The sequence below is a fragment of the Bacteroides sp. 1001302B_160321_D4 genome (assembly GCF_015667765.1).
GTDB classification, from domain to species: Bacteria; Bacteroidota; Bacteroidia; order Bacteroidales; family Bacteroidaceae; genus Bacteroides; species Bacteroides xylanisolvens.
The window spans coordinates 1-26448 of the sequence record NZ_JADPLO010000006.1 but is presented as its reverse complement, the minus strand read 5'-3'; the positions used below and the strand labels follow the sequence as shown (position 1 = coordinate 26448).

Annotated in this window: 22 protein-coding genes and 1 pseudogene; 12 read left to right on the top strand and 11 right to left on the bottom strand. The window is 41.9% G+C overall.

What is annotated here, in order from left to right; all coding sequences use genetic code 11:
- Positions 1 to 2: 2 nt before the first annotated feature.
- Together KFO40_RS03790 and KFO40_RS03785 are read right to left on the bottom strand one after the other, a co-directional pair.
- Positions 3 to 404 (bottom strand): hypothetical protein, encoded by a 402-nt coding sequence (locus KFO40_RS03790; RefSeq protein ID WP_008026182.1) that lies wholly within the window; start codon positions 402 to 404, stop codon positions 3 to 5.
- Positions 405 to 624: 220 nt separating this feature from the next.
- Positions 625 to 2298, bottom strand: a complete 1674-nt coding sequence (locus KFO40_RS03785; RefSeq protein WP_008016291.1) for a nucleoside kinase — start codon at positions 2296 to 2298, stop codon at positions 625 to 627.
- 82 nt (positions 2299 to 2380) lie between these two features.
- On the opposite strand from KFO40_RS03785, the gene KFO40_RS03780 reads away from it, so the two are divergent.
- The gene (locus KFO40_RS03780; protein ID WP_008644967.1) at positions 2381 to 4078 is read left to right on the top strand and encodes a Na/Pi cotransporter family protein; all 1698 of its coding nucleotides are present in this window, start codon (positions 2381 to 2383) and stop codon (positions 4076 to 4078) included.
- A 158-nt stretch (positions 4079 to 4236) separates the two neighbouring features.
- Here the strand turns inward: KFO40_RS03780 and rd are convergent, their stop codons facing one another.
- Positions 4237 to 4401: a rubredoxin gene (rd, locus tag KFO40_RS03775; RefSeq protein WP_004306971.1), complete on the bottom strand. Its 165-nt coding sequence runs from the start codon at positions 4399 to 4401 to the stop codon at positions 4237 to 4239.
- A gap of 223 nt (positions 4402 to 4624) precedes the next feature.
- Between rd and KFO40_RS03770 the strand changes: the two genes are divergently transcribed.
- From KFO40_RS03770 to KFO40_RS03750, 5 genes are all read left to right on the top strand, one after another.
- On the top strand, positions 4625 to 5800 hold the full coding sequence (locus KFO40_RS03770; RefSeq protein WP_087323313.1) for a sensor histidine kinase: 1176 nt from the start codon (positions 4625 to 4627) through the stop codon (positions 5798 to 5800).
- Between the two features lie 90 nt (positions 5801 to 5890).
- Positions 5891 to 8596 carry a calcium-translocating P-type ATPase, PMCA-type gene (locus KFO40_RS03765; RefSeq protein ID WP_211146081.1) on the top strand — a complete coding sequence of 902 codons (2706 nt, stop codon included), beginning with the start codon at positions 5891 to 5893 and terminating at the stop codon, positions 8594 to 8596.
- Positions 8586 to 9209, top strand: coding sequence for an HAD family hydrolase (locus KFO40_RS03760; protein ID WP_117684711.1), 624 nt, complete (start codon positions 8586 to 8588; stop codon positions 9207 to 9209). The genes KFO40_RS03765 and KFO40_RS03760 overlap by 11 nt, the downstream gene beginning before the upstream one ends.
- A 10-nt stretch (positions 9210 to 9219) precedes the next feature.
- On the top strand, positions 9220 to 10200 hold the full coding sequence (locus KFO40_RS03755) for a bifunctional riboflavin kinase/FAD synthetase (protein ID WP_117684712.1): 981 nt from the start codon (positions 9220 to 9222) through the stop codon (positions 10198 to 10200).
- Positions 10201 to 10339: 139 nt separating this feature from the next.
- Complete coding sequence (locus tag KFO40_RS03750; RefSeq protein WP_008026168.1) at positions 10340 to 11119, top strand: CPBP family intramembrane glutamic endopeptidase; 780 nt, start codon at positions 10340 to 10342, stop codon at positions 11117 to 11119.
- 15 nt (positions 11120 to 11134) lie between these two features.
- On the opposite strand, the gene KFO40_RS03745 is transcribed toward KFO40_RS03750, so the two are convergent.
- From KFO40_RS03745 to KFO40_RS03735, 3 genes are all read right to left on the bottom strand, one after another.
- Positions 11135 to 11560, bottom strand: a complete 426-nt coding sequence (locus tag KFO40_RS03745; RefSeq protein ID WP_004316653.1) for a SufE family protein — start codon at positions 11558 to 11560, stop codon at positions 11135 to 11137.
- A gap of 22 nt (positions 11561 to 11582) precedes the next feature.
- Positions 11583 to 12578, bottom strand: coding sequence for a M20 family metallopeptidase (locus tag KFO40_RS03740; protein ID WP_004316652.1), 996 nt, complete (start codon positions 12576 to 12578; stop codon positions 11583 to 11585).
- Positions 12579 to 12648: 70 nt separating this feature from the next.
- Positions 12649 to 13557, bottom strand: a complete 909-nt coding sequence (locus tag KFO40_RS03735) for an LD-carboxypeptidase (protein ID WP_015531658.1) — start codon at positions 13555 to 13557, stop codon at positions 12649 to 12651.
- Positions 13558 to 13775: 218 nt separating this feature from the next.
- On the opposite strand from KFO40_RS03735, the gene KFO40_RS03730 reads away from it, so the two are divergent.
- Together KFO40_RS03730 and buk are read left to right on the top strand one after the other, a co-directional pair.
- A complete protein-coding gene (locus tag KFO40_RS03730; RefSeq protein WP_008026160.1) occupies positions 13776 to 14735 on the top strand; it encodes a phosphate acyltransferase in 960 nt (319 codons plus the stop codon).
- 25 nt (positions 14736 to 14760) lie between these two features.
- The gene (gene buk, locus KFO40_RS03725; protein WP_008018575.1) at positions 14761 to 15822 is read left to right on the top strand and encodes a butyrate kinase; all 1062 of its coding nucleotides are present in this window, start codon (positions 14761 to 14763) and stop codon (positions 15820 to 15822) included.
- A gap of 138 nt (positions 15823 to 15960) precedes the next feature.
- On the opposite strand, the gene KFO40_RS03720 is transcribed toward buk, so the two are convergent.
- Both KFO40_RS03720 and KFO40_RS03715 read right to left on the bottom strand, forming a co-directional pair.
- Positions 15961 to 17718, bottom strand: a complete 1758-nt coding sequence (locus tag KFO40_RS03720; RefSeq protein WP_211146080.1) for an ATP-binding protein — start codon at positions 17716 to 17718, stop codon at positions 15961 to 15963.
- Between the two features lie 29 nt (positions 17719 to 17747).
- On the bottom strand, positions 17748 to 18221 hold the full coding sequence (locus tag KFO40_RS03715; RefSeq protein WP_004316645.1) for a helix-turn-helix domain-containing protein: 474 nt from the start codon (positions 18219 to 18221) through the stop codon (positions 17748 to 17750).
- A 219-nt stretch (positions 18222 to 18440) separates the two neighbouring features.
- Between KFO40_RS03715 and KFO40_RS03710 the strand changes: the two genes are divergently transcribed.
- Positions 18441 to 18704 carry a hypothetical protein gene (locus KFO40_RS03710; RefSeq protein WP_049701207.1) on the top strand — a complete coding sequence of 88 codons (264 nt, stop codon included), beginning with the start codon at positions 18441 to 18443 and terminating at the stop codon, positions 18702 to 18704.
- A gap of 497 nt (positions 18705 to 19201) precedes the next feature.
- On the opposite strand, the gene pnp is transcribed toward KFO40_RS03710, so the two are convergent.
- A complete protein-coding gene (pnp, locus tag KFO40_RS03705) occupies positions 19202 to 21328 on the bottom strand; it encodes a polyribonucleotide nucleotidyltransferase (RefSeq protein ID WP_117685059.1) in 2127 nt (708 codons plus the stop codon).
- Between the two features lie 196 nt (positions 21329 to 21524).
- On the opposite strand from pnp, the gene KFO40_RS03700 reads away from it, so the two are divergent.
- From KFO40_RS03700 to KFO40_RS03690, 3 genes are all read left to right on the top strand, one after another.
- Positions 21525 to 22676, top strand: a complete 1152-nt coding sequence (locus tag KFO40_RS03700; RefSeq protein WP_120069099.1) for a TlpA disulfide reductase family protein — start codon at positions 21525 to 21527, stop codon at positions 22674 to 22676.
- Between the two features lie 181 nt (positions 22677 to 22857).
- Positions 22858 to 23322 (top strand): transcription elongation factor GreA, encoded by a 465-nt coding sequence (gene greA / locus KFO40_RS03695; RefSeq protein ID WP_032811363.1) that lies wholly within the window; start codon positions 22858 to 22860, stop codon positions 23320 to 23322.
- A gap of 51 nt (positions 23323 to 23373) precedes the next feature.
- Complete coding sequence (locus KFO40_RS03690) at positions 23374 to 23766, top strand: HIT family protein (RefSeq protein WP_008026146.1); 393 nt, start codon at positions 23374 to 23376, stop codon at positions 23764 to 23766.
- 136 nt (positions 23767 to 23902) lie between these two features.
- Here KFO40_RS03690 and KFO40_RS03685 read toward each other — a convergent pair.
- A pseudogene (locus KFO40_RS03685) lies at positions 23903 to 24801 on the bottom strand (DMT family transporter).
- Positions 24802 to 24804: 3 nt separating this feature from the next.
- Positions 24805 to 26121 carry an MFS transporter gene (locus KFO40_RS03680; RefSeq protein WP_211146079.1) on the bottom strand — a complete coding sequence of 439 codons (1317 nt, stop codon included), beginning with the start codon at positions 26119 to 26121 and terminating at the stop codon, positions 24805 to 24807.
- Positions 26122 to 26448: the final 327 nt, after the last annotated feature.

Below are 26448 nucleotides of genomic sequence, written 5' to 3'. Positions count from 1 at the left end.
AATCAATCATTCCATCTGGATACGGGCAACTCTTTCTTCCCGTAACCTTTCTTCCAGGCATACGCTTTTCTCTTTCGGAGATAAAGCGTATCACCGCTATGCTTTATCGCCTCCCAATTAAATATTGAATGGTGGTAGATGATCTTTTCAAACCAATAAAGGAGGTCATAAGTTATGAATGGTAGTATCATACACCACCATGAAAACAGTAATGACAAAATCAACGCTGGTATCAGAGTCAGAGAAAAGCATTCCCAATATTGCTTTGCATGTATCCGTAACTCCATATCTTCCCAAACTTCCAGATATTTATACCGGGTAAAGAAAAACCAGCCTAACATAAAATAGTGTTTCTTTCCTTTTCCCAAGAACCACTTTGCTAAAAGACTATTATAAAAAATCATATTCACATTTTTTTTGTTGCATGTAGTCCTTTTATAACAGCAAAAGTAACCAAAGGTTCAATATTATAGTTTAGTATAACAGTCATTATACAGTATTCTCCCCTAAAGAATCCTATTCAAATATTGTTTATTTTGTGTTCTCTTGCCTTACTACAACAAAAGGTAATTCATATTTTCTGCAAAGAAAGTACAAATAACGAATATATCCTAATTTTTCTACTTAATATTTAAAGCTACTACCTCCCAAAAATTCGCGCAGTAAAGACGTAGGCGGAATCTCCTTATCCTGTACAGGAACAAAATATTTGATAAACTTAAGTAACCGGTATGCTTCGCAATATTCAGGACAGTTGCGCGGTACACCCATCAGAATAGGTTCGGCATGCAAACGGAGTACTGCAAACTCAAAAAGCAACGCTGAATTAAACATTACGTCGGCATTCTCCTGATAGGGAAAAATCCATTTATCTTCACCGGCACGTACACTCGGCCAGCGTGATATCGTTTCACGTGCCGAATATCCCCGATAATTGAAGTCACGGATAATACGACGCAACAGACGGTTGTCAGTTGTCGGAATCCAGTTATGGTCATCCAAAGAGATGGTGGTCAATGCCGAAACATAAATCTTGAATTTCCGTTCAGCCGGTATATGCGGCGTCAGTTCCGGGTTCAGGGCATGAATACCTTCCAGAATCAGAATCGTATTATCTTCTATTTTCAGTTTATCACCTTTATACTCCTTCTTGCCAAGGGAGAAATTAAAACGAGGCAGTTCGACCTCTTCACCGCGCAGGAGTGCCTGCAACTGTTGATTGAACAGTTCCAAATCAAGTGCATACAGTGATTCATAATCATAATTTCCGTTTTCATCCAGAGGAGTCTCTTCACGATCCACAAAGTAATTATCTAAAGAGATCGGGAATGGTTTCAGTCCATTGGTCATTAGCTGTATAGAAAGCCGTTTGCTGAAAGTTGTCTTTCCCGAAGAGGATGGTCCGGCAATCAATACCAGTTTTACCCGGTTACCGTTTTCACCACGATGGAATATGGTATCGGCTATCTGGGCTATTTTCTTCTCCTGCAGTGCTTCTGCAACATTTATCAGATCGGTTGCATGTCCCTCTTCACAGGCCAGGTTAAAATCTCCGGCATTGTTAAGCCCCATGATATAACTCCAGTTCAGGTATTCTTTAAAGACATCCAGCATTTTTTCCTGCTTCACCACATCTTCAAGCACATTCGGGTTTTCCCGGCTCGGAATCCGAAGGAGCAATCCATCGTAATATTTCACGATATCGAATAATTTAAGATATCCGGTACTGGGTAGCAGATTCCCATAATAATAATCAATGGTATCACCCAATGTATAATAATAGGTATAGAGCGAACCGGAAGTTTCCAGTAATCTCACTTTATCATTCATTCCCCGTTCGCTGAAAACACGCACAGCTTCAGCCGTATGACATTCGATGCGATGATAGGAAATATTCTCCGCGATAATCTCCTGCATCCGTTGCTTGATGCGTGTCACATCTTCCAGTTCGATGGGACGGCCAATCCGCAAATTGCAGAAATAGCCTTTTGAAACAGGATGTTCTACAAACAATTTTCCGTCGGGAAACAGTTCCGTGACAGCCTTAAACAAGACAAAACAAAGCGAACGGACATACGTACGCATACCGGACTGATCTCTCACATCCAGAAACTCTACATCTTTATTATTATAAACTCTGAAATTCAGTCCCTCGGAACGATTATTGACCTTGGCACTTACTACTTGATAAGGAAAATTAAGATTAAAACCGTAATAAATATCCAAAAGTGAGCTTCCGATAGGGAATTCTTTGGAAATATTGTTATTTTTGCAACATATTTGTAACATCTGTTTCATCGAGTTCGTTAAAAGGTGAATAATTTGGGACTAATATACTTATAATCAGATAGAGAACAAATAACCATTAAAAATATTATAGATGGAATATTCTTTTTATGATTTTTTAAAGCTCATAGGCTCATTAGGACTCTTCCTTTACGGAATGAAGATTATGAGCGAGGGTTTACAAAAGGTCGCGGGTGACAGATTGCGAAGTATTCTAACGGCAATGACTACCAATCGGGTAACGGGAGTTTTAACAGGAGTGTTGATAACAGCTCTTATCCAGTCTTCTTCAGCAACGACAGTGATGGTCGTAAGTTTCGTAAACGCCGGATTGCTCACACTTGCCGAATCCATCAGCGTCATTATGGGTGCTAATATCGGTACTACCGTGACTGCCTGGATCATTTCAATTTTCGGATTTAAGGTTGATATGGCTGCTTTCGCTCTTCCGCTCTTAGCCATCGCCCTCCCGCTCATCTTCTCCGGCAAAAGCAACCGCAAGTCCATCGGTGAATTCATTTTCGGTTTTTCTTTCCTTTTCATGGGGCTTTCTTACCTGAAAGCAAACGCGCCCGACCTGAACGCCAACCCGGAAATGCTTGCCTTCGTACAGAACTACACGGACATGGGATTCTTCTCCATCATTCTGTTCTTACTCATCGGTACTATATTGACGATGATTGTACAGGCCTCCGCCGCCACCATGGCAATTACATTGATTATGTGCGCCAACGGATGGATCAGTCTGGAACTGGGAGCAGCACTTGTTTTGGGAGAAAACATCGGAACCACTATCACGGCCAATCTTGCCGCACTTACAGCCAATACACAGGCTAAGCGGGCAGCATTGGCCCATTTTGTTTTTAACGTGTTCGGCGTTATCTGGGTCTTGATTGTCTTCCATCCTTTCATGGAACTGGTAAACTGGGTAGTAGATACCTTTTTCCAAAGTAACAATCCGGAAGTTGCCATCTCCTACAAGTTATCTGCTTTCCACTCAATCTTCAATATCTGTAATGTATGTATTCTGATATGGGCGGTTAAACTGATTGAACGTACCGTATGTGCTCTTATCCACCCCAAAGAAGAAGACGAAGAGCCCCGTTTGCGGTTTATCACCGGTGGTATGCTTTCTACCGCTGAACTTTCTATCCTTCAGGCACGCAAAGAAATCCATCTTTTTGCAGAACGTACACACCGGATGTTCGGCATGGTGCAGGATTTGCTACACACAGAAAAGGATGACGATTTCAACAAGCTGTTCAGCCGGATCGAGAAGTATGAGAATATCAGCGACAACATGGAACTTGAAATAGCCAACTACCTGAATCAAGTATCTGAAGGTCGGTTAAGTTCTGAAAGTAAACTACAGATACGTGCCATGTTGCGTGAAGTGACGGAAATTGAAAGTATCGGTGACAGCTGTTATAACCTGGCACGTACCATCAACCGGAAACGCCAAACCAACCAGGACTTTACCGAGAAACAATATGAACATATCCACCTCATGATGAAGCTGACCAACGACGCACTTGCTCAAATGATTGTGGTTGTAGAAAAACCGGAACATCAGAACATTGACATCAATAAGTCCTTCAACATCGAGAATGAAATTAATAACTACCGTAACCAACTGAAGAATCAGAACATTCTGGACGTAAACAACAAAGAATACGATTATCAGATGGGAGTTTATTACATGGATATTATCGCCGAATGTGAAAAACTAGGTGACTATGTGGTGAATGTAGTAGAAGCCAGTAGTGATGTAAAAGAGAAAAAAGCTTCTTGATAGAGCTTAATTGAATGATAAAAAAGGAGAATCAGTCTATCATAGCATTACTGATTCTCCTTTTTAATTTAAATCATCCTCCAGAAAAACAAAAAAGACCGGGCATATATCTATACACCCGGCCATTCTCCTCTTAAATAATTCTCTCTCTCTTGGTTTTATCCTTCGTACGGTTCAAAATCTTCTTTGCCGACTCCGCATAACGGACAAGTCCAATCATCTGGAATGTCTTCAAAGGCTGTTCCTGGTTCAATTCCGCTTTCCGGATCTCCTTGTTCGGGGTCGTAAATATATTCACAGACCGTGCAAATGTACTTTTTCATAACGTTCGTATTTTTAAATGGTTTTCTGAATAATATAACACAAATAGCTGGATATTTGTTCAACACTATTTTCCAAACTAAAGAAAAAAGCTATCTTTGTAGTCATATTATCAAGCTAAAACAACAATATTATACTATGCTTATAGCACTATTGTCAACTTTAATAGTTTTATGCGCAGTCCTACTAATCAGTTTTTTATGGGAACGCAGGAAATGCCTACGGATGCAACAACGATTGTTCCGTGAATCCAGAAAGTTGGAACGTACCAGCCATATCGCCGGTGCCGTTTTAAAGAATGTACATGCTTTTATTCTGCTAATAGATAACGATTTTAAAGTACTGAAGACCAACTATTACCAAAAAACCGGAACCAGAAAAGGAACAGAAGAAAAAAGAGTGGGCGACCTGCTGCAATGCCGTAACGCATTGGCTGCCGAAGGAGGCTGCGGCACACATAGCTTCTGCGGTTCCTGTCCGATACGTACTGCCATACGTCAGGCCTTCGAACAGAGACGGAACTTCACGGATCTCGAAGCAACTTTATCCGTAGTCACATCGGATAATACGACTGTGGAATGTGACGCAGTAATATCCGGCTCCTACTTCCTTCTCAATGAAGAAGAGAATATGGTTATCACCGTACATGACGTCACCCGACGGAAACAGGCCGAAAATGAATTGAGACTAGCCAAAGAAAAAGCTGAAAAAGCGGATATTTCAAAATCTGCCTTTTTAGCTAATATGAGCCATGAGATCCGTACTCCTCTCAACGCTATTACCGGATTTGCAGAAGTGTTAGGCAGCGCAAATACCGAAGAGGAAAAGGCTCAATACCAGGAAATCATAAAAATGAATGCTGATCTCCTGATGCAGTTGGTCAACGACATTCTGGATATGTCCAAAATCGAAGCCGGAACCTTGGAATTTGTACAGACAACGGTCGACGTCAATCTATTGCTTTCAGATTTACAACAACTTTTCCAGATGAGAGTCAATGACGCTGGAGAAAAGATACAAATTATAGCAGAACCGTCTCGTTCTTCGTGCATGATTCAAACGGATCGTAACCGGGTGGCACAGGTGCTTTCCAACTTTGCCGGTAATGCCATTAAATTCACCCATGAAGGTAGTATCCGCATCGGATATGAGGCAAGAGATACCGAACTTTACTTTTATGTAAAAGATACCGGAGCCGGAATTCCGGCAGAAAAACTACCGGATGTATTCGAGCGCTTTGTAAAACTGAACAAAGATAAGAAAGGAGCCGGACTGGGACTCTCTATTTCTCAAACCATTGTCACGAAACTAGGCGGTCAGATTGGTGCGGATTCCGTAGAAGGTGAAGGCTCTACATTCTGGTTTACAATTCCTTATCGCACATGTGGTAAACCACGGTAACAAATTCGACTTCATAAAAAGTTTTAATTAAACAATTTATCACAATTTTATGTTGTATTTTTGCGGTTCAAACTAAACGCATGTATCTGCATGAGTACAAATAAAAATGACTATTATCATTTAGGACTTACGGATGACGAAGTCCTACAAAGCAGGGAGAAAAATGGTATTAACCTGTTAACACCTCCCAAGCGTCCTTCCCTCTGGAAACTTTATCTGGAAAAATTTGAAGACCCGGTTGTACGCGTACTATTAGTAGCAGCCGCTTTTTCGTTAATCATTTCTATCATCGAGAACGAATACGCTGAAACAATCGGAATTATAGCAGCTATCTTACTGGCCACCGGAATCGGTTTCTTTTTCGAGTATGATGCCAGCAAAAAGTTTGATCTGCTGAATGCAGTCAATGAAGAAACATTAGTAAAAGTGATCCGAAACGGACGTGTACAAGAAATTCCCCGCAAAGACATAGTGGTAGGTGATATTGTAATTCTGGAAACCGGTGAAGAAATTCCTGCCGACGGAGAACTGCTGGAAGCCATCTCTTTGCAAGTAAACGAATCTAATCTGACAGGCGAACCCGTTATTAATAAAACAACTGTAGAAGCTGACTTTGATGAAGAGGCAACTTATGCTTCCAATCTGGTGATGCGTGGAACGACAGTGGTGGACGGTCATGGCACCATGCGCGTGCTGCATGTGGGAGATGCTACTGAAATCGGGAAAGTAGCCCGACAAAGCACGGAAGACAATCTCGAACCTACTCCGCTGAACATACAATTGACCAAACTCGCAAACCTCATCGGAAAGATTGGTTTTACCGTTGCCGGTCTCGCTTTCCTTATTTTCTTTGTCAAAGACGTATTGTTATTCTTTGATTTCGGTTCACTGAACGGATGGCACGAGTGGCTTCCTGTTTTCGAACGGACACTGAAATATTTTATGATGGCAGTTACGCTGATTGTGGTAGCTGTGCCCGAAGGATTGCCAATGAGTGTTACGCTTAGTCTGGCATTGAATATGCGCCGCATGCTTTCTACCAACAACCTGGTGCGGAAAATGCACGCTTGCGAAACAATGGGAGCCATCACCGTGATTTGTACGGATAAAACCGGTACACTGACTCAAAACCTCATGCAAGTGCACGAGCCTAATTTTTACGGCATCAAAAATGGCAGTGTTTTGTCCGACGATGATATCAGCACACTCATTGCAGAAGGAATCAGCGCTAACTCAACCGCTTTCCTCGAAGAGTCAACGACCGGTGAGAAGCCGAAAGGAGTAGGAAATCCCACCGAAGTAGCTTTATTACTCTGGCTTAACAAGCAGGGAAAAAATTATCTGGAACTTCGCGAGAAAGCACAGATCCTCGACCAACTCACTTTCTCTACCGAACGGAAATTCATGGCAACCCTTGTTGACTCGCCACTGATCGGGAAAAAAATACTCTATATAAAAGGAGCCCCGGAAATTGTTTTGGGCAAGTGTAAAGAAGTTGTCTTGGACGGACGACGAGTGGACGCCGTAGAATATCGTTCCACAGTAGAAGCACAACTGTTGGGCTATCAGAATATGGCTATGCGCACACTTGGATTTGCATTCAAGATTGTCGGAGAAAATGAGCCAAACGATTGTACGGAACTGGTTTCAGCCAACGACCTGAATTTCTTGGGAGTAGTTGCCATCTCCGACCCGATTCGTCCGGACGTACCTGCTGCGGTTGCTAAATGCCAGTCCGCAGGTATCGGCATCAAGATCGTGACCGGTGATACTCCGGGAACTGCAACGGAAATCGCACGTCAGATAGGTCTTTGGAACCCCGAAACAGATACCGAACGAAATCGAATCACTGGTGTTGCATTTGCTGAATTGAGCGATGAAGAAGCATCGGATAGAGTGATGGATTTAAAAATCATGTCCCGCGCCCGCCCGACTGACAAGCAACGTCTGGTACAGCTGCTTCAGCAAAAAGGAGCAGTCGTAGCCGTAACCGGAGACGGAACCAACGACGCTCCGGCTTTGAATCATGCCCAAGTAGGTTTATCAATGGGTACAGGTACTTCTGTAGCCAAAGAGGCCAGCGATATTACCCTGCTCGACGACTCCTTCAACAGTATCGGAACTGCCGTTATGTGGGGACGCTCCCTGTATAAGAATATCCAGCGTTTCATTGTTTTCCAGCTGACGATCAACTTCGTAGCACTGCTCATTGTCTTGTTAGGTTCTGTGATCGGTACGGAACTTCCGCTGACTGTAACACAAATGTTATGGGTGAACCTGATTATGGACACTTTTGCCGCTTTGGCACTTGCTTCCATTCCGCCCAGCGAAACCGTGATGCTTGAGAAACCCCGTCGAAGCACTGATTTTATTATCAGTAAGGCAATGCAGTCTAATATATTAGGTGTAGGCTCCATCTTCCTCATCGTACTGCTCGGAATGATTTATTATTTCGACCACAGCACGGAAGGTATGGATATACACAACCTGACCATTTTCTTCACCTTCTTTGTCATGCTGCAATTCTGGAATCTGTTCAATGCCCGTGTATTCGGCACTACCGATTCGGCATTCAAGGGACTTTCCAAATCGTATGGTATGGAACTTATTGTATTGGCTATTCTTGCCGGACAATTCCTGATCGTACAGTTCGGTGGAGCTGTATTCCGTACGGAGCCGCTCAACTGGCAAACCTGGCTTCTTATTATAGGCGTTTCGTCCACGGTGTTATGGGTTGGAGAACTTATTCGCCTTGTTCAACGTATTATTCACAAAAAAAACAGAAATGAAAAGTAAAGGAATAAAAAACCTTCTTATTGATTTGGGTGGTGTACTTATCAATCTCGACCGCCAACGTTGCATTGAGAACTTTCAGAAATTAGGGCTCCGGAACGTGGAGGACCTACTGGATATCCATAATCCGAACGGACTCCTGATGCAACAGGAAAAAGGACTGATTACACCCGCCGAATTCCGTGACGGAGTTCGTAAAATGATAGGCAAAGCAGTGAGCGACACACAAATAGATGCAGCCTGGAATAGTTTTTTAGTAGACATACCGACACACAAACTTGATTTATTATTAAAATTACGTGAGAAATATGTCGTCTATTTATTGAGCAATACTAACCAAATCCACTGGGACTGGACATGTATTCATCTGTTTCCCTACCGCACATTTAGGGTGGAAGACTATTTTGAGAAAACATATCTCTCTTTTGAAATGAAAATGGCCAAGCCCGAACCGGAGATCTTCAAGGCAATCATAGAGGATGCCGGTATCGAGCCGCAAGAAACACTCTTCATCGATGATTCCGAGATGAACTGTAAGGCAGCGCAAAATTTAGGAATTATCACTTATACAGCAAAAGCAGGCGAAAACTGGAGCCATCTTTTCAACAGCAAATAATTTTAGAGATATGCAGATTATACGTGACACATCGGCTATTAACCCGGAACCCAGTGTAGCTACCATCGGTTTTTTTGATGGAGTACATGCAGGACATCGCTATCTGATTCAGCAAGTGAAAGAGATAGCCGCCGCCAAAGGTCTACGCTCTGCATTGGTTACTTTCCCCGTTCATCCCCGCAAAGTGATGAACACGAATTATCGTCCGGAACTTCTGACTACCCCGGAAGAAAAAATAAGGCTGCTGGCAAACATCGGGGTAGATTACTGTCTGATGCTTGATTTCACTCCAGAAATTTCCCGGCTTACTGCCCGAGAGTTCATGACGCAGCTGTTAAAAGAACGTTACCAGGTAAAATACCTGGTTATCGGCTATGACCATCGTTTTGGGCACAACCGCAGCGAAGGTTTCGAGGATTATGTACGCTATGGGAAAGAAATTGGCATAGAAGTGATCCGCGCCAAAGCATATACCAGCAATATAGAAATAGAGAACATACCCAACGTTCCGGTAAGCTCTTCCCTGATCCGCAAACTTCTTCATCAAGGAGAAGTGGACTTGGCTGCCGATTGCCTGAAATATGAATACTTCCTGGACGGAATAGTAGTAGGCGGCTATCAGGTAGGCCGCAAAATTGGTTTTCCAACGGCCAATTTAAGTGTGGATGATCCTGATAAACTGATCCCCGCGGACGGGGTATATGCCGTATGGGTGACATTTGATAAAAAGACATATATGGGGATGCTGAACATAGGTGTCCGCCCGACGATTGATAATGGCCCTAACCGGACCATTGAGGTGAATATCCTTCACTTCCATTCGGACATATACGATAAATTCATCCGGCTTACTTTTGTAAAACGGACACGTCCCGAACTGAAATTCTCCAGTATCGACGAGTTAATAGTGCAACTCCATAAAGATGCAGAAGAGACAGAAGCTATTCTTCTTGCCAGCAAGGCAGGCAGTAACAGCAGAGAAACAAAATAAATAATATAATAACCGAACAATAATAATTTAAAAATAGATTCTTATGCAAAAGTCATTTATGAGCATCTCTTTGGTGGTAATAGCTATTTCGATGTTAGCTATGTTTATCTATAGTTTCTTTACAACTAACTAAAGACCAATGAAAACGGCTATCAAACTGATATTAATAGACCTTCTCATTGCGCAGATTGTCGCCCCTATCCTGATTATGATTCCCTGTACGATCTATTTGTTAGTCACCACAGGAGATTTGGATAAGGTTGCTCTGACGCAAATGATTATGATTCCGGCCCAATTAGCCGGTCAGATTATGATGGGTATTTATCTATGGAAAGCCGGCTATATCAGTAAAAAGAAAGCGACATGGTCGCCTGTATCAGTGCCATTCCTAATTTGTAGCGGGCTGGCTATTCTCACCGCTGGCTTTCTGGTATCTGCACTTATGGGACTGCTAGACTGGATACCCAACATCATGGAGCAATCTTTCGACATTCTCCAATCCGGTTGGGGCGGTATTCTTGCAATAGCTATCATCGGTCCTGTACTTGAAGAAATCTTGTTTCGCGGAGCAATCACCCGCGCTTTACTTCAACAATATAATCCGACTAAAGCCATTCTGATTTCCGCGCTTCTGTTCGGCGTCTTTCATATAAATCCAGCCCAGATCCTTCCCGCATTTCTGATCGGTATCCTGCTGGCATGGACTTATTACAAAACAGGCAGCCTGATACCTTGTATACTCATGCACGTGCTCAACAACTCGCTATCCGTATATCTTAGCATCAAATATCCCGAAGCCGAGAATATGGATGACCTGATTAACGGTAGCCCGTATCTCGTCACTCTGGTCGGTTCAATCCTGCTACTTATCTGCACCATACTGACCATGAACAATCTGACTTCCAGAAAGCAACCATAAAAAAAGGGAAGTTTTTCACTTCCCCTCTTTTGCTTTGAATGCTAGTGCATACATTCGTATTTGTTTCACCATCGACAGCAAACCATTGCTACGCGTTGGCGACAGATGCTCTTTCAGCCCAATCTTGTCTATAAAATAAAGATCTGTATTCAAGATTTCATCAGGAGTATGTCCTGAAAGGACTTTAATCAATAAGGCAATAATTCCTTTGACTATCAAAGCATCACTTTCCGCTTTAAAAACGATTTTACCATCTACATCATCCGCTTGAAGCCACACCCTACTTTGGCATCCTTCAATCAGATTTTGTTCCGTCTTATATTTTTCTTCAAGTGGTTCCTGCTCATTTCCTAAGTCAATAAGTAGTTGATAACGGTCCATCCAATCGTCGAAGTCACTGAATTCTGCAATCACTTCGTCCTGTAATTCATTAATTGACATTATAAATAATTATTTAATCCTGTTATTTCTCATTATAGATCACTTCCAATACCGTCTGGCCTACTGCTTTCAACGTATTCTTATCTATATGCTCCATATTGTCATTGACGGTATGCCATGTCGGAGTAAAGTCACCCTCCTGATTATATGGAATAATATCGATTGTTTTAATACGTGCCAAGCGATTAATGAACAGATGGTCATCGGTAACAAATCCTCCGTTACCATCCATGAACGTCTTCCCGTTGCCAATCTTCTTCGCCGCTTTCCAGACTTTCTTATTTATATCGGGAGCAAATTCTTCAGAATATCCCTCTTTCATAAACACGCTACCTTCACCGCCCACCATATCGAGCAGGATGCCAAAACGTGCATTGTATCCCTGCACATGAGGATTGCGTGCCCAATACTGTGATCCGAGACACCAGAATTCCTCTTTATGCTGCCCCGTATAGAACTGCGGCGCACCATAATCCTCTGCATCCAGCAAAATAATATCGATACCTAACTCCGGTTGTTGCTGATTGACCAAGCGAGCTATTTCCAATAAAGCCCCTACACCACTGGCACCATCATTGGCACCCAAAATCGGAGTATTATGATTCTTCTCGTCAGGATCGTTATCAGCCCATGGACGTGTATCCCAGTGCGCAAACAGAGCGATTCGTTTTTTGCTTTCCGGCTTATAAGAACCGATAATGTTTCTCGCTTTCAACAGAGTTCCGTCATAAGCAATCAAATCGGCATATTGATTAGTCACTTGAGCACCGAAAGCCTCCAACTGACCGGCAAGGTAATTGCCACAGGCAACATGTTCTTTTGTATTAGGAACACGAGGCCCGAAATCCACCTGATTCTTTACATACAAATAAGCACTATCCGCATCAAATTGAGGTACATTCACTGCTGTCTCTTCGCTTTGTTCACTCGTACTATTTGCCTTATTACCTCCTCCGCAAGAGAATGCTGATAATAACAAAAAGGCACTCATTAATACTATCATAGTTTTCTTTTTCATCGTCCTTTCATCTATTAGGGCTTCAAAATTAGTTATTTTCATCACAGCATCGTTCAGATGGAATGGTTTATTAACATATAAACTTCAGTTCCACATTTTTCTTTCCGACCACAAGTTCCACTTTTGCGCCATTTATAAGCGGCAGATTATGAGTCACGTGTCCTACCGGAAAATTAAAGCAGACCGGATAATCATACTCTTTTACTAAATCCGCCAAAGCTGCATACAATTCCTTACCCAACGAACAGTCTTCTTCATATTCCGTAAATTGGCCGATAATCAGTCCGGACAGTTTTTCAAGCACGCCTCCCAATTTCAAATTATACATCATACGCTCGATGGCATGCGGACGTTCGCTGACATCTTCAATAAACAGTATCGTCCCTTCTGCCGGAATATCGTATGGAGTTCCCCGCAAACCGTATGCTACCGCCATATTACCACCATGCAAAACGCCTTGTGCAGTCCCCTGCTTATTCAGTTTGTGCTTCTCACACGTATAAGAAGGGATATTTCCAAATAAGATATCCTTCAGATAGTTCGTACAAAGATCATCTTCCGGTTCTACCGTAAGATGACGGGCCATCAACGAATGTAGGGAAGCATATCCATTTTTCTGAAACAGATTGTGCAACGCTGTTATATCGCTAAAACCCAGTAACCATTTCGGATGTTCACGAAAAGCCGTAAAATCAATTTTATCAATCAAATGTACCGCCCCGTACCCTCCGCGACTACACAGAATAGCTTTCACCTCAGGGTCGTCCATCGCGTCCTGCAAATCTTTCAGCCGTTGCCTGATTGTTCCGGCATATCTCCCGGATGAACTTCCGGCATATTTTCCCATAGCCACTTTCAAGCCCCATGATTCTATCCGTTTCTTGGCTCCTTTCAGGAATTGTTGGTCTATCTTACTCGAAGGTGATACAATAACCACTTTATCACCTTTCTGCAAAAAGGGAGGAAATTGAATATCCATATATATTCTTATTTAATTGACTTTCGTTGATAAAATACCAGACTGCCCGGATGCATTTGTTTTCATCTGCAAAAATACAGGAAAAAACGGTTCCATGCACATCCAACAGTCAAAACAAATGAAATATAGCAAAATGTTACATAACGGGTGCATTTTTTTCGGGTTATAATCGTTATTTTTTCAATCATTTTTCTGATATTTGCTAAAAATCTAACGTTATGGAACCTATTCTAAATTTTGCCCAGCTAACGGCCCATCTCAAAAAACTAAACCATAGAAAACGAATTGCCGTGGTCTGTGCCAACGATCCTAACACAGAGTATGCCATCTCTCGTGCGCTGGAAGAGGGAATTGCAGAATTTCTTATGATTGGAGATTCTACAATTCTGAAGAAATATCCCACGCTCAAACAATATCCCGAATATGTAAAAACTATCCATATCGAAAATCCGGACGAAGCGGCACGCGAGGCTGTCCGTATCGTTCGCGAAGGGGGAGCCGATATTTTGATGAAAGGGATTATCAATACAGACAACTTACTGCACGCCATACTCGACAAAGAAAAAGGGTTGTTGCCGAAAGGAAAAATCCTCACGCATTTGGCAGTGATGGAAATTCCTACTTATCATAAACTGCTTTTCTTTTCGGATGCTGCGGTCATTCCGCGTCCCACGCTACAACAACGCATAGAGATGATTTGGTATGCTATCTGTACCTGCCGCCACTTTGGCATCGAGCAGCCGCGTGTCGCATTGATTCACTGTACGGAAAAAGTGAGTGCCAAGTTCCCTCATTCATTAGATTATGTGAATATCGTAGAGCTTGCCGAAGCGGGAGAATTCGGAAATGTGATTATTGACGGCCCGCTGGATGTACGTACTGCGTGCGAACAGGCAAGTGGTGATATTAAAGGGATTGTATCTCCTATCAACGGACAGGCAGACGTACTGATATTCCCGAACATCGAATCGGGCAATGCATTCTACAAATCTGTCTCCCTGTTTGCAAAAGCAGAGATGGCAGGATTACTGCAAGGACCTATTTGTCCTGTAGTACTTCCGTCGCGTAGCGATTCCGGCTTGTCCAAATATTATAGCATTGCGATGGCATGCTTACAAGTGTCAGGAGATTGCGAGTGCAGAAAACAGGCCAGTCAGGTCACCAACTCATCATTCTAAATTCACCATTTAAAACTCACCATTCATGAAAATACTGGTTATCAACCCCGGCTCAACTTCTACAAAGATTGCGGTTTACGAAAACGAGACTCCGTTATTTATCAGCAATATAAAACATTCCGTAGAAGAGCTGTCTGCTTTTCCCGAGGTAATAGATCAGTTTGAATTCCGCAAAAATCTGGTATTACAAGAATTGGAGAATAACAAGATTCCTTTTTCTTTTGACGCAATCATCGGACGCGGAGGTTTGGTGAAACCGATACCGGGCGGAGTGTATGAGGTGAACGATGCCATGAAACGTGATACAGTGCATGCCATGCGTACCCATGCCTGCAACTTAGGAGGACTGATTGCCAGCGAACTGGCCGCCACCCTACCCGATTGCCCGGCTTTCATCGCTGATCCGGGAGTGGTGGATGAACTGGAAGACATAGCCCGCATTACAGGTTCTCCGTTAATGCCGAAAATTACCATCTGGCACGCCTTGAACCAAAAAGCAATCGCGCGGCGTTTCGCCAAAGAACAAGGGACGCAATACGAAGAGTTGGATTTAATCATCTGCCATTTAGGAGGAGGTATTTCTGTCGCAGTCCATCACCATGGAAGAGCCATCGACGCCAACAATGCGTTGGACGGCGAAGGCCCTTTCTCACCGGAACGCGCCGGCACACTTCCTGCCGGTCAACTGATCGACCTTTGTTTTAGCGGTCAGCATACCAAAGACGAATTGAAGAAACGTATTTCCGGACGTGCTGGATTGACTGCTCATTTAGGTACGACCGATGTGCCTGCCATCATCCAATCGATAGAAGAAGGAGATAAAAAGGCGGAATTAATACTGGACGCCATGATTTATAATGTTGCAAAAGCGATAGGCGCCAGTGCTACTGTACTTTGCGGGAAAGTAGATGCTATCCTCCTGACAGGAGGAATCGCTTATTCGGACTATGTGGTTTCAAGGCTGAAAAAAAGAATCTCTTTCCTGGCTCCCATCTATGTTTATCCGGGAGAGAATGAAATGGAGTCGTTAGCTTTTAATGCCATAGGAGCATTGAAAGGAGAATTGCCGATACAAGTTTATAAGTAACATAAACTATTGATTTATCGGTTTCACCTTATTTTACTTTATACTTTTATCTGTTATCTCCTTATTTATGAGCATTTCAAGAATTAGGTAAAATGGATGAACCGCAAACCTTACAATAACATTTATGGTACTTATTTCTTAAGAAAGAGTTACCTCCTCCAATAAAACAAGCTCCCAGCTACGCCAAACAATAGTAATTAACTTCAGTTCACCTTTCGCCTTGGCTTCTGCCACCAGCTCATCTTCACTATAACGAAGTAACTGTTCGCGCGCCTCATCAGCAAGGGCACGTATTTCTTTTTCCGAAGCACCGGCTTTTGCATATTTCACCTCAAGCAGATAGGTGAAAGGAGGAAGTACGGGAACCGACAGACTAGGTTTGAAGAAGAAATCTGCAAAGCCTTTATTCAATTCGTATTCCGGATAAAGTTGATAATAACGATACATTCCTAAATAAGCAAGCAAGAAGCCTTTAATGTGCGCTTCACCTTCAATATATTCACGAATACGGCTTTGCTCACGAACAGCGTTGGCGATAAAATCGAACAAAGGTTTCCAATCTCCTCTGAAAGCCATATTCTCAAATAAAGCACTCATCTTGTTCATGTCTATTTTAAAGATATCATGCTTGATGTAGCCTTGTATCAAGAAGTTAAAAAGCTGTTCTCTTACAACTAAATTCGGTACATGCAGGATGGGTCTTCCCACCATATCTACACCTTTGATGGAAAGAAGTCCGAAATAGAATAATAAAGACTTGAAATTACTGGGGTCCGTCATCTCCAATGCAGAAAAATGAGTAACAATGTCAGTAATAATCTCTCCTTGCTCGGCTATTTCCTTTATAACAGAAAAATTCTCTCCCAATCCATGATCTAATTTTATCAAGTATGCCAACTTGTTAAAGTCAGTGCGAATGTTAGGGTCTACAATTTCTTTAGGCTTTTTATGATGAAGTACAAAAGATTTCAGAAAATAAAGTGCCATGTCAGAATTAAACATACACTGTTCCAATGTATCTTCACTAAAGCAATAATTGTCATAATTGGGTTTCATCATGGCAACTATTTCATCTATAGATTCTTGAAGTACTCCCTGCTCTTTATAATATTCCAGCATCTCACGCAACTCATTCTCACTGAATCCAACCAAATCATTAAACCATGAATCATTTGTGATATTGGTTCCGATGTTAAAGCCACTAGTTACATCATCCATCGTCACCGGACTCACTCCGGTAATAAACAACCGTTCAAGAGCAGCTCCGGTTCCGGTAGTAGCGGATTTTATCACGTTAAAGAAGCCACGAATAAAACCTTCGCCATGCGTTGCTTTCCTGTAAAATTCCGTACCGTAAGTTGAAAGAATGGTATTGGTGAAATTATCATATTCATCAATGAGTAAATAAATACGAATATTTTTCTTACGGGTAGCATAGGAATTAATCGCAGACAGAAAAGCACCGGGTTCTTCTTGTATTTTCTCATCAAGAACATCCCAAATTTCTTTTCCTAACAAATCTTCATACTTAAAGACAAAATCTTTAAGTTTGCTACAACAATGTAGCTTAAACGATAGTTCTACTTCGTTGACATTGGAACTCACTTCCGAAAAATTAAATCGCATGATGAGAAACTGATTGTGAAGCTTCGTCGGATGCTGACCTATGTATAGCTGACCAAACAACTCGTCAAACTGTTCAGCATGATTTACGTCATAATAGGCCTCTAACATAGCCAAAGTCAGACTCTTCCCAAATCTACGAGGACGTATCAGAAACAGATAAGGCGGTTGCATCTCTATTTTTTCAATGAACATTGTCTTATCTACATAATAATAATTCTCTTTCTGAATTCGGCTAAAATCAGTTATTCCGTAAGGTATTTGTTTCATCATATTGCGATTCCTTTCAATTTATCTGTCTCTTATTTCTGCAGACTTTTTTCAATATTCTGCAAACGGCGTTCTAATGCTGCATACTTTTCATCCTTTTCTTTTAAAAGACGCTCGTAGAGTTCAGTGATTTTGTCGATAGGATTGAAGTTGTTAACTCGACTATCATTAATACTATCTTCGGTATCAGACTTAACTATACCCATGCTGATGTTTGCCCCACCTGCACTTTGTTCTGAATTATTCACCGTATTATTTTCAAACACCACCGTCTGTGCATCCTCCTCCAAAGTCTTGAGATAATCGAAAGGGACATTCAATGCACGTGCAAAGCGTTGCAACATCTCATCATCAATCACCTTCATCTTCTCATATTTAGAAACAGCAGGTTGTGAGAGATGTACTAATTCACTCAAACCCTCCTGGTTCATATTCTTTTCAATACGGGTACGACGTATATTGCGTCCGTGATGGACTCTCCCAATTGTCAATTCTTCTGTTTCCATTTTTATTTTCTTTCTTTTTAAAATCCAACAAATATACAAATGAAAAGTTTCGCTCGAAGCAAATATACGAAAAAAACGAATAGATGTGATAATATGGATAAAATGAATATTACAACCTGACAAATAGAATAAAATGAATACTTCAAACAGCGTATAATGTGTTAAATTATCACGAACTTTACCGCACAAAAGGACAACAAAACAAAAGAGCTTACGAACATGAAAAGAATATTGACAAATAAAGAATACAGGTTCATAAAAGAGCTCAAAGAATTGATGACTAAATACAATGCAGTGATCTCTACAGATGCACAAGGAAAAATTGAGATTGTGGTGAATGAAGACAACGAATCATTTGATTTTGAAGCAGAAAGCACGATCTATTTAGGAGCTTGTTTTTCAGATTATGAGTTAAATGAATTACTGGAAAAGAACTTCGCACACATAATACGAATAAAAGAGGAGTATAAAACAAACTTGTAAACGGATTTATATAATTGAAAAATCATTAATCCAAATTTCTATATAAACACCCCACCAGATTTCTTTAGAACCAACGGCCTCTTCCTTTTAAAGGAAGGGGTCGTTCCTTTAAAAGGAGTGAAGCTTTGGTTTTAAAGCAAGAAAAACGACCTTATTAACAGGTATATTTGCCTGTATCATAAACTTTTTAAATAAAAAAGCTCTTTCAAAGAAATTTTTCTCATATCTTTGCGACGTGTTAAGTTAATAAATTGATTAAGGTCGATTTTTGACTGTTTCGAATCGGGAAGTATGGGGGTACTTTCCGATTCTTTTTTTGGGGAGGATATAATAAGGTGTCTTTCATCTTTTTAAAGGTTTTAATAAACTGGATAAATCTAATATATACTAACTCTATATATAAAACAGTTCAACTCCGGAGGATACTAATAAAAAAGAAGGCTGTTTCAAAATTAAATTTGAAACAGCCTTCATTATATATAGAAGCTATCGCTTTCTTACTTCTTTTCCGGTCTTGGCAACAAAACCTTTCTTGAAAGTTTGAATTTGCCAGTTTTCGGATCGATATCAATCAGTTTTACCTCGATTTCATCACCTTCTTTGATTCCGGCTTCTTCTACTGTTTCCAGACGTTTCCAGTCAATTTCGGAGATGTGCAGCAAACCATCCTTGCCCGGCAAGAATTCGATAAATGCACCATAAGGCATAATAGAACGAACTTTACCTTTATAAACTTCGCCTACTTCAGGAACAGCAACGATTGCTTTAATCATGCGCATTGCATCATCAATACATTTCTTGTTTGTTCCGGAAACTTCGATGCGTCCCATACCATCAATTTCTTCGATAGTAATCACAGCACCAGTTTCTTCCTGCATACCTTGGATGATCTTTCCACCAGGGCCAATCACAGCACCGATGAATTCTTTAGGAATTGTCATCGTTTCGATACGTGGAGCATGTTCTTTCAGGTCGGCACGTGGTTCAGCAATTGTTTCAGTAATCTTATTAAGGATATGCATACGTCCTTCTTTAGCCTGGTTCAAAGCACGTTCCAGAATGTCATAAGACAGACCGTCTACCTTGATATCCATCTGTGTAGCAGTGATACCGTCTTTTGTTCCGGTCACCTTGAAGTCCATATCTCCCAAGTGGTCTTCGTCACCCAGGATATCAGACAATACAGCATATTTTTCTTCGCCCGGATTCTTAATCAATCCCATAGCGATACCCGATACCGGTTTCTTGATCTTCACACCTGCATCCATCAATGCCAATGTGCCGGCACATACGGTAGCCATAGAAGAAGAACCGTTAGATTCGAGGATATCTGAAACCACACGTACTACATACGGATAGTCAACAGGAATCTGTCCTTTCAAAGCACGCCAAGCCAAGTGACCGTGACCGATTTCACGACGGCCTACACCACGTTGTGCTTTTGCTTCGCCTGTAGAGAAAGGAGGGAAGTTATAATGTAACAAGAAACGTTCTTTTCCGTGTTCCAAAACATCGTCGATAATCTTCTCATCCAGTTTTGTACCCAGAGTAACAGAAGTCAATGACTGTGTTTCACCACGAGTAAAGATAGCAGATCCGTGAGGGCCAGGCAGAGGACCTACTTCACACCAGATCGGGCGGATTTCGGTAGTCTTACGACCATCCAGACGCTTACCTTCGTCCAAAATAGAACGGCGCATGGCTTCTTTTTCTACATCGTGGTAGTAACGGTCGATCAATGCAGCCTTTTCGTCCAACTCTTCTTCAGAGAATTGAGCTTTGAATTCTTCGCGGATCGCTTCGAAAGCAGCAAAACGTTCGTGTTTGTTATTGTTTCCGGAAGCGGCAACTGCGTAAGCCTTGTCGTAACATGCTTCGCGAACAGCCTTGCGCAAGTCTTCGTCGTTTACTTCGTGGTTGTATTCACGTTTTACAGTTTTTCCAACCTCTTCAGTCAACTCCATCTGCGCTTTGCAATGAATCTTGATAGCTTCGTGAGCCACTTTCATTGCTTCCAGCAATTCAGCTTCAGATACTTCATGCATTTCACCTTCTACCATCATGATGTTCTCATAAGTAGCGGCTACCATCAAGTCCATGTCAGCTTTTTCCAGTTGTTCAAAAGTAGGATTGATAACGAACTGACCGTCGATACGCGCTACACGCACTTCAGAGATCGGTCCGTTGAAAGGAATATCTGAAACGGCAAGTGCTGCAGAAGCGGCAAGTCCTGCCAATGCATCCGGCATATCCACACCATCAGCAGAAAAGAGGATGATGTTCACATATACCTCTGCGTGATAATTATCGGGGAATAAAGGACGGAGAGCACGGTCTACAAGACGGCAAGTCAGAATCTCATAATCAGAAGCTCTACCTTCTCGCTTGGTGAAACCACCAGGGAAACGGCCGAATGCCGCAAATTTTTCTTTGTACTCTACCTGTAAAGGCATAAAATCTGTTCCGGGAACTGCATCTTTAGCGGCACAAACAGTAGCTAACAACATGGTGTTGCCCATGCGAAGCATTACAGAACCGTCTGCCTGTTTTGCCAACTTTCCCGTCTCGAGTGTGATGGTTCTTCCATCAGGTAACTCGATTGTCTTAACAATTGGGTTAATCATAAAAATTGTTTTATCTATACTTTTTCTTTCAAAATTCCTGCAAAGATATACATTTATCGTGGTAATCAGGTGGAAATGAGGTAAAAAGTTAGTGGTGAACTGATTTTTTTTCAAAATTAGGATGAAGAACCCGGCAAAATGCTTTGACTAATCTCGAAAAGAAGTATATTTGCATCTCGTTAATAACACACACTATATGAAAAAGGTTACTTTTGCAGCGCTCGCCGCACTTACTATTACTGCTTGTAGTTCCGGTCCTAAATTCCAGGTGAACGGGGATGTATCAGGAGCCGATGGTAAAATGCTTTATCTCGAAGCTTCCGGTCTGGAAGGTATTGTTCCGCTCGATTCAGTGAAGCTGAAGGGGGAAGGTACATTCAGTTTCAAGCAGCCTCGTCCCGAATCACCCGAATTTTATCGCTTGCGGATTGACGACAAAATCATCAATTTTTCTGTAGATTCTATCGAAACGATTCAGATCAAAGCGCCGTATGTGGATTTCTCCACAACTTACACGGTGGAAGGTTCGGAAAACAGCAACAAGATAAAAGAGCTGACGCTGAAGCAGATCCGCCTGCAAAAAGAGGTGGACGACTTGCTGGCAGCTTTACGCAGTAACAGAATGGGGCATGATGTGTTTGAAGACAGTCTGGCAACGTTGCTCAACAATTACAAGGAAGATGTCAAAGTGAACTATATTTTCGCTGCTCCCAACACGGCAGCCGCTTACTTTGCCCTGTTCCAAAAACTCAATAATTACCTGATATTCGATCCGTTGAACAATAAAGATGATGTGAAATGCTTCGCTGCTGTTGCTACGAGCCTCAACAATGCGTTCCCTCATGCCGTACGTTCCAAGAACCTTTATAATATTGTAATTAAGGGGATGAAGAACACACGCCAGCCACAGGCGAAAGCATTGGAGATTCCTCAAGAGAAAATAGTGGAAACCGGAATTATCGACATCGCCCTGCGTGACGTGAAAGGAAATGTGCGCAAACTGACCGACCTAAAAGGAAAAGTCGTATTGCTCGATTTCTCTGTATTCCAGTCGCCTGCCGGATCTCCTCACAACCTGATGCTTCGCGAACTATATAATGAATACGCAAAACAAGGACTGGAAATATACCAGGTATCTCTCGATGCGGACGAACACTACTGGAAAACTGCGGCAGACAACCTTCCTTGGGTTTGTGTACGCGATGGAAACGGAGTGTATTCTACCAACGTGGCTGTATATAATGTTCGTCAAGTTCCATCTATCTTTTTGATTAACCGTAACAACGAATTGAAGCTTCGTGGCGAAGATATCAAGAATTTGGAAGCAGCTGTCAAGTCATTGCTCTAAGTTGTTATAATTTAGCATATTTCATTTAAATATGTTACATAGCATCTTTTTTCACTTGACACGTATCACTTAAAAGTCTATCTTTGCAAAGAAATAATGATAAGAGGGTTCCAACATGGCTCATGTTGGAATTCTTTTTTGTTTATATGACCATTTAAAACAATTAAAGGAGGAAAACATCATGGCTTATATGTCAGAAGAAGGTTACAAGAAACTGATGGCGGAACTGAAGGAACTGGAAACAGTGGAACGCCCGAAGATCTCTGCGGCAATAGCCGAAGCCAGAGATAAAGGAGACTTGTCGGAAAATGCAGAATACGATGCCGCCAAAGAGGCGCAGGGTATGCTTGAAATGCGCATCAACAAATTGAAAGCTACCATTGCAGACGCAAAAATCATTGATGAATCTAAGCTGAAAACAGATTCTGTGCAGATTTTAAATAAAGTGGAACTGAAGAATGTAAAGAACGGTATGAAGATGACTTATACCATCGTTTCCGAAAGTGAAGCTAACCTGAAGGAAGGAAAAATTTCCGTTAACACCCCGATTGCACAAGGTCTGCTTGGCAAGAAAGTGGGTGATGTAGCCGAAATCACTGTTCCACAAGGCAAAATTGCATTGGAAGTAGTAAACATATCAATTTAACGTAAAGGCAGGTCTCCTTGTGGGGCTTGCCTTCATTTATCAATAAAAGTTATGGCAACAATATTCAGTAGAATCATCGCAGGCGAAATCCCCTGCTACAAGGTGGCGGAAAACGAAAAGTTTTTTGCGTTTCTCGATATCAATCCGTTGGTAAAGGGACACACATTGGTGGTGCCCAAACAGGAAGTAGACTATATTTTCGATTTGAGCGATGAGGACCTGGCTGCTATGCATGTATTTGCAAAGAAAGTGGCCCGTGCCATTGAAAAAGCTTTCCCCTGTAAAAAGGTGGGCGAAGCGGTTATCGGACTGGAAGTTCCTCATGCACATATTCATTTAATTCCTATTCAAAAGGAATCGGATATGTTGTTCTCGAATCCGAAACTGAAATTGTCGGATGAAGAATTCAAGTCCATAGCACAAGCAATCAACTCCTCTCTATAAAACATGATGATGAAATAAGCAAGAGCGTTCTGTGAAGGACGCTCTTTTTTTGTTCCATGCCTTGAAACAAAGTGTTCCTCGGTGTGAAACGAAGTGTTCCTCACCGAGGAACAACCTGTTCCACACCGAGAAACTTTTATCGCTCCTTACTTTCGGCAACTTCTACCAAATAAACTCCGATACAGATAAAAATAATGGCAAACGTCTGCGTCCAGCTAAAACGGTCTTGTCCCAAAGCAAGGGAGGCAATAGTTGCCACAATCAGAATCAGATAACCATAAATGGCAACCACCGTTGTCTTCAGATATTTCAAACCGACAGGCAACAACATATAACTGATAGTGGTCGGGAAAATCAATACGAACATCAGGATAAGGAAAGGTGTCCAATGGAACGGCATGGAGAATACCGGAGCATCAAATCCCGTAATGAACGTTACTATTATAGCAGATACAGCAGCACCGGAAAAAGTATAGCGCAACATGGTTATTGCTCCGATAGCAGTCAAGATACGCTGACTAAGAATCAGATAGACAGCATATACCACAGAGCTAAGAAGACAAAGCATATTTCCCGTGAAAGCATCGGACGCCAAATCATCGCTTTGCTGGGTTAAAATACAAACCAATGCTCCTATCAAGCCGATAGAAATTCCTATTATTTTTTAGTGGTCGCCTTCTCCTTATAAAAGAATATCATCATGAGAAAAACCCAAATAGGCTGGAGGCTGGTAAAAATAGAGCTGGAAACAGGAGTTGTTTTACTCAATCCGGCCAGGTAAAGAAACATAAAGCCATAAAGTCCCAAGGCCCCCAACAGAAAAAGGAGCCATTTATCTTTGGCGGATGATTTTTCCGGAGGCATAAACCACCCGATTACCCAAAAGGCTGCTGCTGCAAACGTGCAGCGAAGGGTTGCTCCTGTCAGCGGACTCATCCACAAAGGCAGAAGATACTTCAGGGCATTCATATTTAACCCGCTAAAAACTTTCGAGACGGCCATGCTAAGATTGGCTTCCAGTTTCTTATTCTTCATTTTTTATTTCAATTGGTCGTTAAACAAAAAGGTATGACGGCGCCTATATGCCCAGAAAAGAGTAACAACAGTAATCAGCAGATTAAAGATAAACGGAAACTCTTGCGATTGGGTATGGAATACCCACTGGAAAAAATCGACGATAAAGGGATAGAGCAAAATAGCCAGGTAGTTCATCATCATCACAAATGCCAAAGCTAATGTGGACTTTTGCGGTAATGCGGTCTGCGTGGTCTTGTCATAAAGCATGGGCTGGATAATGCCATACCCTAAACCGACCAGAATACACCCGGGAATAATCAGCCACTCTATCGGAGCTATCCAAATTAATAATAGTCCCAATGCCATCGACAACAGGCTATATGCCTTCGTACGTTCTTTAAGCAAGCCTACAATTTTATCCAGACAGAAGCCCGGAGCCGTGATAGCCAGGAAGAAAAGCGAAATCATCAGTCCGGAATTACCGCTGGAAAAGTGATGCTTTTCCATTAGGAAAGGCAGATTGAAGATCACTACTACCACGATATATGTAATCACCCCATAGAAAAGCATCAATTCTATCAGATGCTTGATGTGAATACCATATTTACTGCCTCCAATGTCTATGGCAGACTGTCGGGCAGCTTTGCTGTCGTCCGCTGAACTCGTCTCCGGCACAGTCACCGTCGCCGCATTCGCAGTTGCTACATTTGCCGCCGTAGTAGTAGCAGTATCAGACGAAGAAGATGCCGTTAAAGCGGCTTCTCCGGACCGGTCTTCTTTCAAATGTCCCACCAGCAGAATGGAAACCAACGGAAGAAGATAAACAAGAAAAGGCAGGTGCCAACTGACTTCTGCCAGATAGCCTGTCACGGCAGTTGCTATCACTAACGTGAAATTAGTAATGGCCGAACTCAACCCGAACTGTTTCACCCGATAAGTTCCCACAAAATATCTGGAAACCAATCCGGTAGACAAAGGGATAATAAGTCCGGACCCGATGCCGAGCAGAGCACTAACCACAATCAACTGCCACATTCGATTGGATATCAAATACAGAACACCGCTTGCAGCAAAAAGCCAGAGTCCGACTTTCAATACACGGACATAATCGACTTTCTCCGTCAGTTTACCACCCAGCAATATAAAAGGTATGATGAGCAATGATGGCAGTGATGTCAACATCTGTATGTCCAGATCCGTAGCTTTCGGAAATATCTTTGTAAGGTCACCCAATATGGGTGAAACAGCGAGTCCCGGCAATGAAGTCAATGCCGAAATAGACCAAATGGCAATTAAAGTGATAAGAGGAATTGTTCCTCGTCCCGTCTGTATCTTCATAATGCTTATTCGTTAAAAGTTTAGGTTTGAAGAAAACAATAGTCGCTTTATAAAGTTCATTTATTCACCACAGAGGACGCAGAGGACACAGAGGGGAATCTTGTTCATGCCGGTACCGTTTTGAATAAAATAATGGAGTATTCTGAAAACGTTGTGGTAAATCTGAAAAAGATGATTGAGTTTTTAAGATTCCCCGTTATCTTTTTATTATAAGATATGGGTCAAGGGTGAGGGGTGGTGAGGGTAGATTTATAACTTTTTATTTTATTATTTTCTATACTATCTCCTTTTTTTATCTATAAAAAAAATACGAAAGTTATAAATCTA

What these genes read in the sequence shown, in the direction of transcription:
- pnp (WP_117685059.1), bottom strand. Translation starts at nt 21,328, where the DNA reads ATGATTAACCCAATTGTTAAGACAATCGAGTTACCTGATGGAAGAACC.
- KFO40_RS03760 (WP_117684711.1), top strand. Translation starts at nt 8,586, where the DNA reads ATGAAAAGTAAAGGAATAAAAAACCTTCTTATTGATTTGGGTGGTGTA.
- KFO40_RS03680 (WP_211146079.1), bottom strand. Translation starts at nt 26,121, where the DNA reads ATGAAGATACAGACGGGACGAGGAACAATTCCTCTTATCACTTTAATT.
- KFO40_RS03780 (WP_008644967.1), top strand. Translation starts at nt 2,381, where the DNA reads ATGGAATATTCTTTTTATGATTTTTTAAAGCTCATAGGCTCATTAGGA.
- KFO40_RS03740 (WP_004316652.1), bottom strand. Translation starts at nt 12,578, where the DNA reads ATGAAAAAGAAAACTATGATAGTATTAATGAGTGCCTTTTTGTTATTA.
- KFO40_RS03770 (WP_087323313.1), top strand. Translation starts at nt 4,625, where the DNA reads ATGCAACAACGATTGTTCCGTGAATCCAGAAAGTTGGAACGTACCAGC.
- KFO40_RS03690 (WP_008026146.1), top strand. Translation starts at nt 23,374, where the DNA reads ATGGCAACAATATTCAGTAGAATCATCGCAGGCGAAATCCCCTGCTAC.
- KFO40_RS03735 (WP_015531658.1), bottom strand. Translation starts at nt 13,557, where the DNA reads ATGGATATTCAATTTCCTCCCTTTTTGCAGAAAGGTGATAAAGTGGTT.
- KFO40_RS03745 (WP_004316653.1), bottom strand. Translation starts at nt 11,560, where the DNA reads ATGTCAATTAATGAATTACAGGACGAAGTGATTGCAGAATTCAGTGAC.
- KFO40_RS03720 (WP_211146080.1), bottom strand. Translation starts at nt 17,718, where the DNA reads ATGATGAAACAAATACCTTACGGAATAACTGATTTTAGCCGAATTCAG.
- buk (WP_008018575.1), top strand. Translation starts at nt 14,761, where the DNA reads ATGAAAATACTGGTTATCAACCCCGGCTCAACTTCTACAAAGATTGCG.
- KFO40_RS03730 (WP_008026160.1), top strand. Translation starts at nt 13,776, where the DNA reads ATGGAACCTATTCTAAATTTTGCCCAGCTAACGGCCCATCTCAAAAAA.
- rd (WP_004306971.1), bottom strand. Translation starts at nt 4,401, where the DNA reads ATGAAAAAGTACATTTGCACGGTCTGTGAATATATTTACGACCCCGAA.
- KFO40_RS03750 (WP_008026168.1), top strand. Translation starts at nt 10,340, where the DNA reads ATGAAAACGGCTATCAAACTGATATTAATAGACCTTCTCATTGCGCAG.
- KFO40_RS03765 (WP_211146081.1), top strand. Translation starts at nt 5,891, where the DNA reads ATGAGTACAAATAAAAATGACTATTATCATTTAGGACTTACGGATGAC.
- KFO40_RS03790 (WP_008026182.1), bottom strand. Translation starts at nt 404, where the DNA reads ATGATTTTTTATAATAGTCTTTTAGCAAAGTGGTTCTTGGGAAAAGGA.
- KFO40_RS03755 (WP_117684712.1), top strand. Translation starts at nt 9,220, where the DNA reads ATGCAGATTATACGTGACACATCGGCTATTAACCCGGAACCCAGTGTA.
- KFO40_RS03785 (WP_008016291.1), bottom strand. Translation starts at nt 2,298, where the DNA reads ATGAAACAGATGTTACAAATATGTTGCAAAAATAACAATATTTCCAAA.
- KFO40_RS03715 (WP_004316645.1), bottom strand. Translation starts at nt 18,221, where the DNA reads ATGGAAACAGAAGAATTGACAATTGGGAGAGTCCATCACGGACGCAAT.
- KFO40_RS03710 (WP_049701207.1), top strand. Translation starts at nt 18,441, where the DNA reads ATGAAAAGAATATTGACAAATAAAGAATACAGGTTCATAAAAGAGCTC.
- greA (WP_032811363.1), top strand. Translation starts at nt 22,858, where the DNA reads ATGGCTTATATGTCAGAAGAAGGTTACAAGAAACTGATGGCGGAACTG.
- KFO40_RS03700 (WP_120069099.1), top strand. Translation starts at nt 21,525, where the DNA reads ATGAAAAAGGTTACTTTTGCAGCGCTCGCCGCACTTACTATTACTGCT.